The sequence below is a fragment of the Streptomyces yunnanensis genome (assembly GCF_029011865.1).
Classification (GTDB): Bacteria; Actinomycetota; Actinomycetes; order Streptomycetales; family Streptomycetaceae; genus Streptomyces; species Streptomyces yunnanensis.
This window is the reverse complement of record NZ_CP095749.1, coordinates 1,499,507-1,513,628: the sequence shown is the minus strand read 5'-3', so window position 1 is coordinate 1,513,628 and position 14,122 is coordinate 1,499,507. Positions and strand designations below refer to the sequence as shown.

Here is a 14,122-nt window from a genome sequence, read left to right as displayed (position 1 = left end):
TTCGAGATCCGGCCGGCGGGTCGCTCACGCGAGGGACACCGCCCTCCTCTCCCGCTCCGGCCGCACGAGGACGCCACGTTGAGAGCACCCGTTCTTCCCCTCGACGAGGGTTTCGGGACACCGGCGGTGGGGCGCAGGGCCGGCCGGTGTTCCATATCGCCCCCGGCTCACGGGACGCAGTCACTGTGGCCGACCGCTCCTTGTGGACCGGCGTCTAATGATCTGCGTGCTGCCCGTGCGAGGTCTCGGGCTGCCGTGTCCACGCGGCCAGTAGCCGAAGCGTCTCTTCGGAGCTGGAGCCGGCCTCGGCGGTGTAGACACTCAGCCGCTGGTCGGCGTCGGCGGGCAGGGTGAGGGACTCGTAATTGAGGGTGAGCGGGCCGACGATCGGGTGGTGGAAGTGTTTGCTGCCATGCGTGTGCCGATACACGTTCTGGTCGGCCCACCAGCGGCGGAAGTCCTCATCCATGATCGAGAGTTCGCCGACGAGTTCGGCCAGCAGCGGATCGTGGGGATGGCGTCCGGCGTCGCGCCGGAGCGAGGCGACGATGTCCTGGGCGTGGGTGTCCCAGTGGGCATACAGCGAGCGGGCGGTCTCGTCGCAGAACATGAACCGCACCAGGTTCCGCTCGCGGTGCGGCAGCGCGTCGAAGTCGGTGAGCAGCGCACGTGCCATCTGGTTGGACGCAAGGACGTCCAGTCGCCGCCCCAGCACAAGGGCGGGGGTGTGCTCGAGGATCCGGAGCAGGTCGCGCAGCCCCGGGCGGACCGGCTGCGGACGCGTCGCCGTGCGGCGGGGCCTTCCTGCGGCGGGCTTGGCGAGCTGGAACAGATGGGCGCGTTCGACGGGATCGAGGCGTAGCGCGCGGGAGATGGCCTCCAGCACGGTCTCGGAGACGTTCAACCGGCGTCCGCGTTCCAGGCGTACGTAGTAGTCGACGCTCACGCCCGCCAGCTGCGCGACCTCTTCGCGGCGCAGCCCTGGCACTCGCCGAGAGCCGCCGTCGTCGGACAGGCCCGCCTGGCGCGGGGTGATCCGTGCCCGCCGAGAGCGGAGGAACTCGCCGAGAGCTGTGTTGCGGTCCATGCCGTTCACGATAGGGCCCAAGATCGCCCCGACGGTCCGCGAAAGGGGGGCTGGCAGTCCCCCGGTCCGGCTGTCCCCGGGGCGAAGCGGACCCCCCGGAAGTCGATCAGCAGCCGATTCCGGTGCTGAAGTGGAACGTGTCGAGATCGACCGGGAGTTCACCGCCCCGGTCGGCTTCTGTTCGCATCGCACGAAGGGAACTCCCGTGTCGGACACCAAGACATTCCTGATCACCGGCGTCAGCACCGGCCTGGGCCGCGCACTGGCGTGCGCGGCGTTGGCCGCGGGCCACCGGGTGGTGGGCACGGTGCGCACGCCCGCCGACGCAACGGCCTTTGAGGCGCTCGCCGACGACGCGCACGCCCGCATCCTGGACGTGACCGACCATGACGCGGTGGGCACGGTCGTGGACGAGACCGAGCGCGACCTGGGCCCGGTCGACGTCCTCGTCGCCAACGCCGGATACGGCCATGACGGCCTCTTCGAGGAGTCGTCGATGGATGACCTTCGCCGTCAGTTCGAGGTGAACGTCTACGGAACCGTGGCGGTGATCAAGGCCGTGCTGCCGCACATGCGGGAGCGCCGCTGCGGCCACATCATCGCCGTCACCTCGATGGGCGGGCTGATCACCATGCCGGGCCTCAGCTTCTACCACGGCAGCAAGTTCGCGGTGGAGGGCATCCTCGAAACGCTCGGCAAGGAGGTCGCCGATTTCGGCATCCATGTCACCGCCGTCGAGCCGGGCAGTTTCCGGACCGACTGGGCCGGCCGCTCGATGATCCGCGCACCCCGTGTGATCGCCGACTACGACGAGCTGTTCGAGCCGCTGCGCGCCCGGCGCATCCACGGCAGCGGGCACCAGCCGGGCGACCCGGACAAGGCCGCGGCCGCGGTGCTGCGCATCGTGACGGCCGACCAACCGCCGACGCGCCTGCTGCTCGGCACCGACGCGCTTCGCCTCGTCCAGGCCGGACGCGACGCCTTCGAACGCGACATGCTGGCATGGGCCGAGCTGTCGGCCTCCACCGACTTCGACGACGTCAGCCGGTCCGCCTGACGTCACTCGCTGTCGGGCCCCCAGCGCGGGGCCCCGACGGCGACCGTCATCACCAAGTTGGCTCTTGGTCCACCACAGCCGGACCCGCTCGCAGCCGTTCACGCCACCCAGCGCCTCCTGGTAACCGGGTGGAGGGTGATCCGGCTTCTGACGGCGGCGTCCGCGCCGGCGGCGCTGGGCGGGGCGCCGGCATCGAGGCGGATCACATGGCCCCGGCGCGTTCGCCGCGTAGCAGGTCGGGGCGGGCATCGGCCACGGCGAAGGCCCTCGCGAACCCAGCCACGAGCGCGTCCTCGATCCGGTAGCGCCGTGCTCGCTCGTCGCATTGTGGGCGCGAGCAACGGACTGGACGCGCGCGTCCTGCGCTTGACGTCGCCAGCAGATGAGTACGCAGCCGAGGGTGACGAATGCTTGGTGGATGTCGTCGCGGATCTCCCAGCGGATCCGCAGGCGGCGGAACCGTCGCAGGTGGGCGAACGCGCGCTCTACGACCCAGCGTTGGGTGCCCAAGTCGGAGCCGTGCTCGGTGCCGCGGCGGGCGATCGGTGGTTTCACGCCGAGATCCCCGACCAGACGCCGGTACTTGTCGTGGTCGTAGCCGCGGTCACCCAGCACCACGTCCGGGCGGTGTCGGGGCCGCCCCCGCCTGGAGTTGTGACAGGCAGGGCAGGGCCAGGACTCACGTCGGCCCGGCGGCCTCAGCCCAGGGACTGCTGTGTGGCGCGTGCGCGAGTGGTGGCGAGGCGGCACTCTGCCCAGCACGTTGAGACGGGGACATGGGCCTCGAAGAACTGTAGGTTCCCGTCCTCATTGTCGTAGGGCGCGCCGTTGAGCTGCGGCGTCCCGTCGTTTTGTCAGCGCCGTCCTGCCCACCGGAATGTCGAATTCGGCAGGCCCAAGGGGGCTTTGAGGTGGCCGTGGTGTGCCCGGCTCCCCGCTGTGTAACCCGATCCACACGTGGCCCATGCCAGGCCGCCATATCCTCGGTACCGCCGTACCCGCCACCCCGGAGGTATCCGATGACCAACTCAGACGCACCGGACCAGCCCGTCCCGCAGGCCGACATGGCCGCAGCCCTGATGGAACGCCTGGCCGGACAACTCGGTAGTCGGGCCTCGGTGTCAGCCGTCTTCGGTGAACCCGTCACCAGCGACGGAATCACCGTCATCCCGGTTGCCGAATTCGGCTTCGGATTCGCCGGGGGCACGGGCCCCGAAGCCGGATCCGCCAACATCGGCGAAGGAGGGGGCGGAGCCGGTGCCCGCCCTCGCGGCTACATCGAGATCAAAGACGGTACCGCCACCTACAAACCCTTCCGAGCCCCCTGGGCGAATGTCGCCGTACCGCTGGCCGCCCTCATGGCAGGAGCCGTCGTCCCCCTGCTCGTTCGCCGCCTCGTCAAGCGCCGCACTCGCTGAACACCTGCAACGACGAACCAGACATCAACTCATGTACCGCCCTCTCGGATCGCAAAGGGGCTGGACGACGCGGCTCGTCTGCCGATGGCGGTCAGCGCACGGTTTCCATTGATGGCGAGGATGTCGATGAGCCGGTGGACCGTAGGATCGGAAGCCACCCGGCCCGAACATCTCCGGCTCGGCCCGCAGCATGGCGACATTGGCCAGGCAGTCGCCGCCGGGTGGCACGACGAGCGCGAGATCCAGCGCGGTCCTGCCTGGATCGTGCACCGCGTGGGCTTTGCGCCAAGGGCCCGGTGCCGTCGATAGGCTCTGATCCGGACCGGTCTTGTGAGCCGTCTCCGTCAGCGGCAGGTCCCCGGCTTGCGAGACCACACCACGACCGCCGACCTCAATGCGTACACGCAGGTAGGACCCGATGCGCTTCTTCACCTGGAAAGCGCCTCCGCACCAGGCACGAACGGGGACCTCGACAATCCTCATTGCCGCTGGTAAGAGGCGCTTTCCGCTGTGCTGACCACCTGCCGGACAGCCCGTCACTCCACAACCCGAGGTGAGATCCCGGTGTCGGGATCGGTCAGTCGTGGCGGGGTTTGCCGAACTCTTCGATCAGCACGGGATACTGCTCCCCGCCGTGTCCGGCGGCGATCGCACGGTCGGCCATCGCCTTGATCAACTTCGGCAGTTCGGCGTTGACGCCCACCGCCTCGCTCTCCTCGATCAGGTGTGCCATTGACCGGACATGGGTCTCCAGGGACGCCACCTTGGCGGGGAAGGAGCTGCTGTCGATCTGTTCGGCGTGCCCCGGCAGCCATGCGGCCACCCCGGTGGCGATCTGCCGTGCGAATGGCGCATACGTCACGGCGTCCACGCCGGCCGTCCTGAGCAGTGCCGTGCCCTGGAGCCAGGCGTTCAGGACGCTCCACATCATGGCCAGGCCCGCCACGTCGTACAGGGACGCCAGCCCGTGATCCGCACCGAGGTAGGTGACGGTGCCGAGCGCGTCGAGTGTTGTCTTGTGTGCCTCGAAGTCCGCCCGCGGCCCGCTGTGCAGAATCGTCGCCTCAGCGGTTCCGATCGCCGACGGGATCGCCATGACGGCGCCGTCCAGGTATCGGGCGCCGCGCTGCTCGGCCCATTGGGCGGCCTCCCTGGCCTGGGCCGAGTCACCCGAGGTCAGGTTCACCAACGTCATGCCGTCCAGCTCGATACCGTCCGCGCCGAGCAGATCGTGCATGGCCTGGTAGTCGGTGACGCAGACGATCGTCAGGGAACCCGCCTTGAGCGCGTCGCTCACCGTTGGCGCCAGCAGGGCACCCTCGGCGACCAACTGGTCGGCCTTGGAGGCTGTACGGTTCCACACGGTGGTGGGGTGCCCGGCTTTGAGGAAGGCGCTGGCGAGTGCCTGGCCCATCCGTCCCAGGCCGATGATGGTCACAGGTGTTGCGGTCGTGTTGTCCATGGCAGCATCGTCAACGTTGATACCGGTGTGAAGGTCAAGCGAGGTTTTGATGCGGATCGGAGAACTGGGGCGCCGGACGGGCGTCAACACCCATCAGTTGCGCTACTACGAGGCCCAGGGCCTGTTGGAGGCGGACCGCGGCGCGAACGGCTACCGCGAATTCGACGAGAACGCCGTGCTGCGGGTCAGGCAGATCCGGCATCTGCTTGGTGCCGGTTTGTCCTCCGAGGACATCGCGTACGTGCTGCCCTGTGCGGTCGGAGAGGCCCCGCAGCTGCCCGGGTGTCCCGAGTTGGTCGCTGCGATGCGGTCCCGGCTGCAGCGGCTGGACGAGCAGATGGACCGCCTTGCTCAATCCCGCGACGCTCTTGCCGACTACATCGATGCGGCCGAGCGGATGGGTGGCGAGAGCTATCCGCCCTTCGACCGTGCTGTCCAGGAGCCCGTCCCCTCCTGAGCAGCCGGGTGCCCCGTCTTGCGGACCATCTCGACCAGCAACACTCCGCCTGCCTGCGCGGCCACCGCCGATGCCCCGGCCTGAACACGAACATGAACACGCGGATACGGAGCAACACGCCCACTCGGTAGGCGACTTCTTTCCCGCGGTGGTGGACGGAGCCTTGACAAGCCCCGTCTTCCCACGTCAGGAGCACCCTCCACTCGTTCGATCGGTCACCGATGTCATGGGCGTGAGGCGGCGTCGATGACCTCGTCGAGGGTGGCTTGCGAGCGGCGCAGGTCCGCGATGGTGCGATTGATGCGCTCGCGTTCAGCCCGCAGTTCCTGCACCAGCCACGGTGTGGCGGTGACCGCTGGGCCGCCGTCGTGGTCGCGTATGCAGGGCAGCAGTTGGGCGATCTTCTTGCTGCACAGGCCGGCGGCGAACAGCTCCTGGATGCGGATGACCCGGTCCACGGCGCGCTCCGGATAGTCCCGGTGGCCGCCGGGCGTCCGCTCGGACGCGAGCAGTCCCTGCTGTTCGTAGTAGCGCAGCGAACGCTCGCTCACGCCGGTGCGGCGGGCCAATTCACCGATCCGCATCACACGTCTCCCCTCGCCGACTTGAACCTGACATTGGTGTCAGATTCTACGGTTTGCGCATGATGAAGCTCCTGACGCCCTTCACCTCATCGGAACTGACCCTCTCCAACCGCATCGTGATGGCCCCCATGACGCGCTTCCGCGCCGAAGAGGACGGCACCCCGCTACCGATCGTCGCCGACCACTACCGCCAGAGGGCCGGCGCCGGCCTCATCGTCACCGAGGGCATCTGGCCCAGCCTCCGCGGCCAGAGCGGCTGGCGCATCCCGGGCCTGGAGGCCGAACGGCACGTGTCTGCCTGGCAGCATGTCACCGAGGCAGTGCACGACGCCGGCGGTCGGATCTTCGCCCAGCTGATGCACGGCGGCCGTCAGGGGCACCCACGCTCCCGCATCCTCGGCGACATCCCGGCCGGTCCCTCCGCCGTCCCCGTGCCCGGGCCCGTACACGTGAAGGACGGCAAGGCAGAACCGGTCATACCGCGTGCGATGACGCACGACGACATCCGCACGGCCATCGCCGACCACGTCGCCGCCGCCCGCAACGCGATCCGCGCCGGCTTCGACGGCGTCGAACTGCACGGCGCGAACAGCTACCTCATCCACCAGTTCCTGGCCGACAACACCAACCTGCGCACCGACGCCTACGGCGGCGACGTCTCCGGCCGCATCCGCTTCCCGCTGGAACTGGTACAGGCCATCGCGGACGCGGTCGGCGCCGACCGGCTCGGCCTGCGCCTCTCGCCGGGCAACCCCCAGTTCGGCATGGAAGAGGCCGACCCGGCCCCGGTCTATCGCGCGCTCCTCGCCCGCCTCGACGGCCTCGGCCTGGCCTACCTCCACCTCACCGACGCCGACCGCTACCCCGCCCTCGCCGACCTGCGCCCGCGCTGGCACGGCACACTCATCGCCAACGTCGGCGAGAACCGCGCCCCGACCACCCGCGAGGCCGGTGAGGCGGTGCTCGCATCCGGGCGCGCGGACCTGGTCTCGTACGGGCGCCTGTTCATCAGCAACCCCGACCTGCCGCACCGCTTCGCAGCCGGCCTGCCGCTGAACACGCACATCGACCAACCAGCGCTGTACGGTCACGGCGCCGCGGGCTACACCCACTACCCGGCATGGCAGGAGCTCCAGCCGGTCGCGACGCGCCAACCCTGACGCTGACTCGGGCCGACTCGGTCGCTCACGGGCCGACTCGGACCCTGAGACCGACCGGCAAACGGATCACCTGAGGCGGCGCGTGGTGGGACGACTGTCCCACCGGTAGTGGGTGGTGGCTCGATCGGAAGGACAGTTCCAGGCCGATCACGCGGTCGGTTGTCCCCAGCAGCCCGGGACGCTGACTCCGCGCCCAAGCGGCGGGGCGGCCTGCCCGCTCCCGCACGATCGCCCCGGTCGCTACGCCGAGTTGATCTGGTGGTGTTGAATGCGAGCTGGCGGTGTCTGTCGACAGCCGTCCTGTTTGACGGGGTTCCAGGGAGAGCAATGACTGCTGACAACGCGGCCGGTGTACACGAGCGGCTCGCCGGATACCGGGACCGCTTCAACGGGTTGTTCGCGAACTACTTCGACTCGGTCGCCGAGCAGGGGCCGCCGCGCAATTCGTTCGTGCCCGAGGCGCTGGAGCTGGTGCGGGACATGTCGCTGCGGGGCGGGAAGCGGCTACGGGTCGCGCTGCTGTACGAGGCGGCGCGCCTGGTGGCTCCCGATACCGTGCCCGGGCTGGACGAGGCCGCGCTCAGCATTGAGCTGCTGCAGACGCACGGGCTGATCCACGACGACATCATCGACGACTCCCCGGTACGCCGGGGGGCACCGTCGGTGTACTACGCCTACCGCGAGCGGTTCCCTGACCGTCCGCAGACGGCGTTGGGTCTGGCCGTCCTGGCCGGGGACCTGGCCGCGTTTCTGTCGGTCCAGGTGCTGTTGACCGCGCCGGTTCCCCGCGAGCTGCGGCAGGCGATGGCGGCCGTACAGGCGACGGCGGGGGCGGACACGGTCCGCGGGCAATTCCTCGATCTGGAGCGTGACTTCGGCCCGATGCCCGACCGCGAGGTGCTGGACACCGTGTCCGAGTACAAGAGCGCCCGGTACTCGGTGCTGGCCCCGTTGCAGCTGGGTCTGCTCGCGGCGGGCGCGGACCCGGCGGCCCATGAGAACGAACTGGCCCGGTACGCACGACTGCTCGGGGTGAGCGGGCAGATGCGTGACGACTACCTCGACCTGTTCGCGGACGCACGCACGGTCGGCAAGCCGGCCGGATCGGATCTTCGCGAGGGCCGCCGCAGCTACGCGGTGTGCGCGCTGCTGGCAGCGACGAGCGGTGCGGAGCGGGCGGTCGTGGAGTCGGCGCTCGCCGGCCCCGGCTGCCCGCCGCAGACCGTCGAACGGATTCAGGACATCGCCCGGCGCCACGGCGTCGACAACGAGCTGCTCGCCGAGATCCGCCGCTGTGCCCAGGAGGCGGCCGCCGTCGCGGCCAACTGGCGGGGGCGGTGGCGGGACGAAGCCGTCGAGTTCTTCGAACAGCTGCCACTGTGGGGCGTGCTGCGCGCCCAGTGATCTTCCGTGCGGGCCGAGGACAGCAGAAGGTCCACCTGCAACACGTCCGTGTTCGGCTTGGGCCCGGAGGACATCGACTACGTCAGGGGCGTGATGCATGTCCGTCGCCAGGTTCGAGCGATCCACGGCAAGTTGTATTCGGCACGGCCGAAGGGGGCCCCGTGGGGCGCGGTCTGACCGGGGGACGGAAGACGGCCCGACGGCGTGGCCGTCGGGCCGTGGTGAAGCCACTCGCCGCTCAGCCGTCAGCGGACATCAGCCGTCGTTCTCCGAGGAAGGAAGGTACGCGCCCGGCACATCCTGCGGCGCGAAGATCTTGTTCTCGCCCGGGTACGGCCTGTTCCAGTTGTGCGTCTCGTACCAGGTGAGGTGGTTCATCTGGGCGGGGTTGGCGTAGTCGGGGACGGCGTGCGGGCCGGTCAGCCGCTGCTTGGACTTCCACTTGTCCCAGGTTGCCGCCAGGTCCTGCTTGCCCGCGGGTACCGTCGCGGGCGAGACGGCCGCTGCCCCGGGGCTCTGCGCTGCCGGGTTGTCCGAGCCGCAGGGCGGCTGGGTCTTGAGACCGTCGGTGAGGGGGACGCGGTTGGGCTGCGCCTTGAACGGGGTGGTGTCCGGGTGGGCGGTGAAGGCGCCGCTCATGGGGCTGGCCGCGCTGTCCTTCTGGTTCATCGGGTGGATCCCGAGGATCTGCTCGATGGTCCGGATCATCGTGATCTGGGTGTAGTAGTGGCTGTCGGTCCTGCCGTGCTGTGCCCAGGGGCTGATGATCTGGATCGGGGCCCGGTGCCCGTCGACGTGGTCGAGGCCGGCCTGGGAGTCGTCCTCGACGACGAAGATGGCCGAGTCCTTCCAGTACTTGCTGTGCGAGATTGCGTCGACCGTCCTGCCGACCGCAAGGTCGTTGTCCGCGACCTGGGCGGACGGGCTCGCGGGACCACCGGTGTGGTCGTTGGAGAACCAGAACATGTTCAGGTTCGCCGGCCCGTTCTTCTCGAAGTCCTGCTTCCAGACCTGGTACTTGTAGACGTCCGGGACGTCGAGGTCGAACATCGGGAAGCCGGGCACCGACACGTCGTTGAGCGAGGGGATCGCCGACCCGGTCTTGATGGGGTAGGCCGTGGGCTTCCCGGTTGCGTCCATGGTCCTGGCGTCGCAGTACAGGTTCTGCCAGGACGCTCCGGACGGCTTGCTCTCCACCGACTGGAACTCACCGAAGTCCTTGACGGACTTGCCCGCGGCCTGCGCACCGGTCCACAGGAAACCGGACCTCTGGTGGCCGAGCGCGTCGTTCTCGGTGTCGTAGCTGCGCTGGTACTCACCGGCCGAGGACTCGGTGTACTCCGGATTGTCGCTCTGCATCAGCCAGTTGTGGCCCTCGGCGGAGTTGGTGCCGATGTCGTAGGTGTTGTCGTACAGCCCGAACTGCTTGGCCAGCGCATGCTGGTTCGGCGTCACGTTCCCGCCGAACTGCGTCAGCTTCGGATCGCCGTTGCCCTGCGGGAGGTCGCCGAAGACCTGGTCGTAGGTCCGGTTCTCCTTGACGATCAGGAAGACGTGCTTGATCGTCGAGGGGTCGCCGAGCCGCTTCGGGACCGCTGTCGGCTTCGCGTGGCTCGTGCCGTCGGTCCTCTTGACCGAGTCGCCCGTCCAGCCGTTCTGCTTGAAGACCTTGGCCGTCTCGGACCTGATGACGCTGTCGTCGGGCAGGGTGAACCGCTGCAGGCTGGAGGTGGTGTCGTGGGTGCCGTGCGCACCGCTTGCGTTGGGGCGGCGGGCGTCGATACCACGGGTGTTGGAGACCAGCACCTGCTTGCCGACGGTGGCGATCTCCGAGGGGAAGTAGTCCGTGGGCAGCAGGCCGACGTAGCTGACCGGCTCCTGCGGGCTCTTGTACTTGTACACGGCGACCGCGTTGGCGCGGCCGAGCGTCACCAGCAGATGACCGTCGTCGGTGAGCGTCACAGCGTTGGGCTCGTAACCCACCGACGCCTCCGGCCACGGACGGGTGGCGATGGTCTGCACGACCTTGTCGCCGGTGGTGCTGATGACCGACACGTCGTTGGTGGCGGTGTTGGTGACGAACAGTGCCCCGCCCTTGGCGTACAGGGCGGTCGGGTGCAGACCGACGTCGATGCTCTTGACGGCGGCATCCGGCTTCGCCAGGTCGATGACGCTGACCGTGCCGGTGGTGGTGGCACCGGTCTTCGGGTCGGCGGGCACCTGGGTGTCGTAGGAGTTGATCGTGGGCTCGCCGGGCTTGGCCGGACGGCCGCCCTCGTTGCTGACGTAGAGCTTGTGGCCGACCTTGACCATGTCCCGCGGGGCGTTGCCCACGGCCCAGCTGTGCTTGACGGCACCGGTCGCCGCATCGAGGGCGACCACCTTGTTCTGGCCGTTGACCGCGGCGTACACGGTGGAGCCGTCGGACGAGAACACCGGCTCGCCCACCAGCGCGTGCTTGGCGCCGTCCGCCGGGATCTGGATGAACGTCGGGTTGCTGACGCTGCCGTCCGGGTTCACCGTGAACTTGGTGTAGCCGTCGGTCTGGCCCAGCCACAGCTGCTTGCCGTCGGGCGAGTACGTGGGGCCTTCCTGGCCCACGGAGTTGCTGCTGATGCGCGGGGTCGACGATGCGGAGGCGCCGACGAACTGCTGCACCTTCCAGTTCTTGCGGTCGACGATGGCCAGCGCCGCCCCGCCGTCGGTCAGCGAGGCCGCGACGTGGGTGCCGTCCGGGCTGACCGAGGACGACATGATCTTGCCGTTGTCGATGACTAGGCGGTCGCCGTACGGGGCGATGTACTGGTCGCTGGAGACGACCTGGCCGTCAGCCGTCTTCTGGCCGACCCGGGCGGTGCCGAACTGGTGCGTCTGGGCGTAACCGATGCCGGCGGTGGCGGCGAGAACGACCGCGGTGGCCGTGGCCAGGGTGCCGCGGCGGCTGAAACGTCTGCGGAGATTGCCGGCACGGTCGTTCTCGTCATGCCGGCGGCGGCGTATGACCTGCATGGAGTTATCCCTTCGAGGTGGCGAGCAGCGCGACATTGCCGTCGAACTGCCACAGCGGGTTGGGTGCGTCGCCCTGCGGGGTCCGCACCAGGAAGTAGCCGTTGACTTCCTTCGGTCCATCGCCATCGGCCACGAACCGCCCGTCCGGGCTCACGTCGAGCTGATAGATGGCCTGGCCGGCGGCGTCGACGCCGGGGAGGTGCCAGGAGACGACGCAGCGCCAGTCGTTGCCCGCCCCCTGCGCGGCAGTCCGGAGGCTGCCCTTGGTGCACGTCGCCTCGGCTTTCAGCTGGGCTTCGGTGACCTGCGGCCGGTGGAGTTGCTCGGTCTGCATGCGGTACAGGTGGGCGAAGGCCGTGGCGACCGAACGCTGCACCTTGTCCTGCTCGATCCCGGAGCCGGTGGCCGTGGCCGTGGCCGACGTGGTGAGGACCGCCACCGTCACGGCGACCAGCCCGGCCAGCGGCAGAACTCCGACGGTGACCGCGCGGCGCCCCGAGCCGTCGTAGCTCAGGTTCGTGAAGTCGCGCCGCAGGAACAGCAGGTAGGCCAACGCCGTCGCCAGCACGGCCCACGCCAGGCTGACACCGGTGCCGATCAGGAGCGGGGCGAGCTGGGCCGGGCCGGTGAACAGACCGTTCCAGGCGATGAAGGCGTAGCTGGGCAGGGCGAGGCGGACGGCGACCGGCAGCGGCATCATCTGGGCGAGCTGCATCGCGAGGGCGACGAGGACGGGCAGCAGCAGTCCCATCGGGGAGCGCCCCAGCGCGACGGACCCGAGCAGTCCGATCCCGGCGAGGGAGAGGGTCGGAGCGAGGACGCAGACCCAGGCGAGCAGGACCTTGACGGCGGCGTCCGCCGGCGTCAGCAGGTGGCCGTCGAGGCCGACCAGCGGCTGGTTGCCGATCGCCACGACCCCACCGGCCGCGCTGGAACAGGCCAGCCCGGCCACGAGCAGCAGCAGGACGGTGAGGCTGGCGAACGCCTTGGCGGCGAAGATCCGCCTGGGCGACCGGACCGCCACGAGCAGGTGGCGCCAGGTGCCGAGTCGGTCCTCGGCGGCGAACACGTCGCCGGCGACCACCGAGGTCAGCAGCGGAAGTGCCCAGGTGCCCGCGAAACCGAGCATCACCAGCGGTCCGGCCCATCCGGTGGCGTGCATCCAGCGGCCGAAAAGAGTGTCGACGGGGAGCGTGCTCTGTTGGCTCACCGCGGCGACGAAGAGCGCCGGCGCGATCCAGCAGGCGAGCACCAGCAGGCGGATCCGCCACTGCGAGACCAGCTTGACCAGCTCGAAGCGGTAGCCACGCGCCACCGAGGCGCGGCGGGTACCGGCACCGTGGGGCTGGGCGTGGGCGTGAGCGAGGGTCGCGTTCATCGTCCGGCCTCCTCAGGTTCGGTGAGGGCGAGGAACGCTGCTTCGAGCGGCGACACCACGGGGGAGAGCTCGCGTACCGCGATGCCCGCCCGCACCAGCCGCACCACCAGTTCGTCGAGGGCGGGCACCGGTGCGCGCACGACGAGCACCTGCGTGTCGTGCCGTGCCCCGGCGTCGTCGACGAGGCGGATCCCGGCTGTTTCGGCGGCCAGTCGGCGGGCGGCGTGCGCGTCGGAGGTGCGTACGCGGTAGTCGAGTTCCCGTTCCTCGGCGGCCAGTTTGCTCAACGGCCCGGAGAAGACGACCCGCCCGGCGGCGAGGATGCTGACGTCGGAGCACAGGGCCTCGACGTCGTCCATGCGGTGACTGGAGAGCACGACGCCGGTGCCGTCCGTCGCGAGCCGGGTCAGCACACCGTGCACGTGCTTCTTGCCGGCCGGGTCCAGGCCGTTGGACGGCTCGTCGAGCACGAGCAGCCGGGGCTTGGTGAGCAGCGCCGCGGCCAGCCCCAACCGCTGTCGCATGCCGAGGGAGAAGCCGCGAGCCCGGTCGTCGGCGACATCGGTGAGCCCGACCTGCGCAAGTGCGTCGTCGATCGCCGTGGTCCGCGCGTCGTCACCGCGGAGAGCGGCCAGCGCGGCGAGGTTCTGCCGGGCGGTGAGCGAGGGGTAGAGACCGGGTCCGTCCACGAAGCCCGCGACACCGTCGGGAGCGTCGAGCGCCCGCCCGACCGGCGTACCCAGGATCTGGAGGCTGCCGCTGTCGGCGACGGCCAGACCCAGCAGAAGGCCGAGCAAGGTCGTCTTGCCGGCGCCGTTCGGTCCGACCAGGCCGTGAATCTGCCCCTGCGTCACATCCAGGTCGACGCCGTCGAGCGCGACGACATCGCCGAACCACTTGGTGATCCCGCGAGCCCGGACTGCGAGGAGTGCGTCCATGAGTCCCTTCCTTCGAGAGCCTCAAGGACCGTAGATGCGGTGCGCGGCAACGTTCAGGAGCAGTCAGCTGAATGCTCAAGAAACGGTTGACGACGGGTATGCGCCGTCGGCGGCGACATCCCCACCGACATCTGGACCCGATACATGGGTGACGCCCTCGCCGGTCTC

11 protein-coding genes and 2 pseudogenes are annotated in these 14,122 nt (G+C 69.5%); 5 read left to right on the top strand and 8 right to left on the bottom strand.

Features of this window, described 5'->3' with window-relative positions; genetic code table 11:
- Positions 1-214 precede the first annotated feature (214 nt).
- Positions 215-1,087 (bottom strand): helix-turn-helix transcriptional regulator, encoded by an 873-nt coding sequence (locus MOV08_RS06575; RefSeq protein WP_039630283.1) that lies wholly within the window; start codon positions 1,085-1,087, stop codon positions 215-217.
- 205 nt (positions 1,088-1,292) lie between these two features.
- Here MOV08_RS06575 and MOV08_RS06570 point away from each other — a divergent pair, with 205 nt between their 5' ends.
- Positions 1,293-2,144 (top strand): oxidoreductase, encoded by an 852-nt coding sequence (locus MOV08_RS06570; protein ID WP_039640252.1) that lies wholly within the window; start codon positions 1,293-1,295, stop codon positions 2,142-2,144.
- 375 nt (positions 2,145-2,519) lie between these two features.
- On the opposite strand, the pseudogene MOV08_RS06565 reads toward MOV08_RS06570, so the two are convergent.
- A pseudogene (locus MOV08_RS06565) lies at positions 2,520-2,789 on the bottom strand (transposase); the annotation flags it as partial.
- A 374-nt stretch (positions 2,790-3,163) separates the two neighbouring features.
- Here MOV08_RS06565 and MOV08_RS06560 point away from each other — a divergent pair.
- Positions 3,164-3,562: a spore germination protein GerW family protein gene (locus MOV08_RS06560; RefSeq protein WP_275306674.1), complete on the top strand. Its 399-nt coding sequence runs from the start codon at positions 3,164-3,166 to the stop codon at positions 3,560-3,562.
- Positions 3,563-3,645: 83 nt separating this feature from the next.
- On the opposite strand, the pseudogene MOV08_RS06555 reads toward MOV08_RS06560, so the two are convergent.
- A pseudogene (locus MOV08_RS06555) lies at positions 3,646-3,994 on the bottom strand (transposase); the annotation flags it as partial.
- 145 nt (positions 3,995-4,139) lie between these two features.
- Positions 4,140-5,024, bottom strand: a complete 885-nt coding sequence (locus MOV08_RS06550; protein WP_275306673.1) for an NAD(P)-dependent oxidoreductase — start codon at positions 5,022-5,024, stop codon at positions 4,140-4,142.
- A 49-nt stretch (positions 5,025-5,073) separates the two neighbouring features.
- Here MOV08_RS06550 and MOV08_RS06545 point away from each other — a divergent pair, with 49 nt between their 5' ends.
- Positions 5,074-5,481: a MerR family transcriptional regulator gene (locus MOV08_RS06545; RefSeq protein ID WP_039630277.1), complete on the top strand. Its 408-nt coding sequence runs from the start codon at positions 5,074-5,076 to the stop codon at positions 5,479-5,481.
- Between the two features lie 224 nt (positions 5,482-5,705).
- On the opposite strand, the gene MOV08_RS06540 is transcribed toward MOV08_RS06545, so the two are convergent.
- On the bottom strand, positions 5,706-6,065 hold the full coding sequence (locus MOV08_RS06540; protein WP_073448726.1) for a MerR family transcriptional regulator: 360 nt from the start codon (positions 6,063-6,065) through the stop codon (positions 5,706-5,708).
- A 59-nt stretch (positions 6,066-6,124) separates the two neighbouring features.
- On the opposite strand from MOV08_RS06540, the gene MOV08_RS06535 reads away from it, so the two are divergent.
- Together MOV08_RS06535 and MOV08_RS06530 are read left to right on the top strand one after the other, a co-directional pair.
- Positions 6,125-7,225, top strand: a complete 1,101-nt coding sequence (locus tag MOV08_RS06535; RefSeq protein WP_275306672.1) for an alkene reductase — start codon at positions 6,125-6,127, stop codon at positions 7,223-7,225.
- Positions 7,226-7,552: 327 nt separating this feature from the next.
- Positions 7,553-8,629 (top strand): polyprenyl synthetase family protein, encoded by a 1,077-nt coding sequence (locus MOV08_RS06530; RefSeq protein WP_275306671.1) that lies wholly within the window; start codon positions 7,553-7,555, stop codon positions 8,627-8,629.
- Between the two features lie 255 nt (positions 8,630-8,884).
- On the opposite strand, the gene MOV08_RS06525 is transcribed toward MOV08_RS06530, so the two are convergent.
- The 3 genes from MOV08_RS06525 to MOV08_RS06515 are packed head-to-tail and all read right to left on the bottom strand — an operon-like array spanning position 8,885 to position 13,954.
- Entirely contained in the window at positions 8,885-11,638 is a 2,754-nt protein-coding gene (locus MOV08_RS06525) for a bifunctional YncE family protein/alkaline phosphatase family protein (RefSeq protein ID WP_275306670.1), read from the bottom strand.
- Between the two features lie 4 nt (positions 11,639-11,642).
- Positions 11,643-13,016, bottom strand: a complete 1,374-nt coding sequence (locus tag MOV08_RS06520) for an ABC transporter permease (protein WP_275306669.1) — start codon at positions 13,014-13,016, stop codon at positions 11,643-11,645.
- Positions 13,013-13,954, bottom strand: a complete 942-nt coding sequence (locus MOV08_RS06515) for an ABC transporter ATP-binding protein (RefSeq protein ID WP_275306668.1) — start codon at positions 13,952-13,954, stop codon at positions 13,013-13,015. Before MOV08_RS06515 ends, MOV08_RS06520 begins: the two co-directional genes overlap by 4 nt.
- Positions 13,955-14,122 lie beyond the last annotated feature (168 nt).

Excerpts from the sequence above, each read along its gene's own strand:
- MOV08_RS06575 (WP_039630283.1), bottom strand. The coding sequence starts at position 1,087 with ATGGACCGCAACACAGCTCTCGGCGAGTTCCTCCGCTCTCGGCGGGCA.
- MOV08_RS06560 (WP_275306674.1), top strand. The coding sequence starts at position 3,164 with ATGACCAACTCAGACGCACCGGACCAGCCCGTCCCGCAGGCCGACATG.
- MOV08_RS06550 (WP_275306673.1), bottom strand. The coding sequence starts at position 5,024 with ATGGACAACACGACCGCAACACCTGTGACCATCATCGGCCTGGGACGG.
- MOV08_RS06545 (WP_039630277.1), top strand. The coding sequence starts at position 5,074 with ATGCGGATCGGAGAACTGGGGCGCCGGACGGGCGTCAACACCCATCAG.
- MOV08_RS06540 (WP_073448726.1), bottom strand. The coding sequence starts at position 6,065 with ATGCGGATCGGTGAATTGGCCCGCCGCACCGGCGTGAGCGAGCGTTCG.
- MOV08_RS06535 (WP_275306672.1), top strand. The coding sequence starts at position 6,125 with ATGATGAAGCTCCTGACGCCCTTCACCTCATCGGAACTGACCCTCTCC.
- MOV08_RS06530 (WP_275306671.1), top strand. The coding sequence starts at position 7,553 with ATGACTGCTGACAACGCGGCCGGTGTACACGAGCGGCTCGCCGGATAC.
- MOV08_RS06525 (WP_275306670.1), bottom strand. The coding sequence starts at position 11,638 with ATGCAGGTCATACGCCGCCGCCGGCATGACGAGAACGACCGTGCCGGC.
- MOV08_RS06520 (WP_275306669.1), bottom strand. The coding sequence starts at position 13,016 with ATGAACGCGACCCTCGCTCACGCCCACGCCCAGCCCCACGGTGCCGGT.
- MOV08_RS06515 (WP_275306668.1), bottom strand. The coding sequence starts at position 13,954 with ATGGACGCACTCCTCGCAGTCCGGGCTCGCGGGATCACCAAGTGGTTC.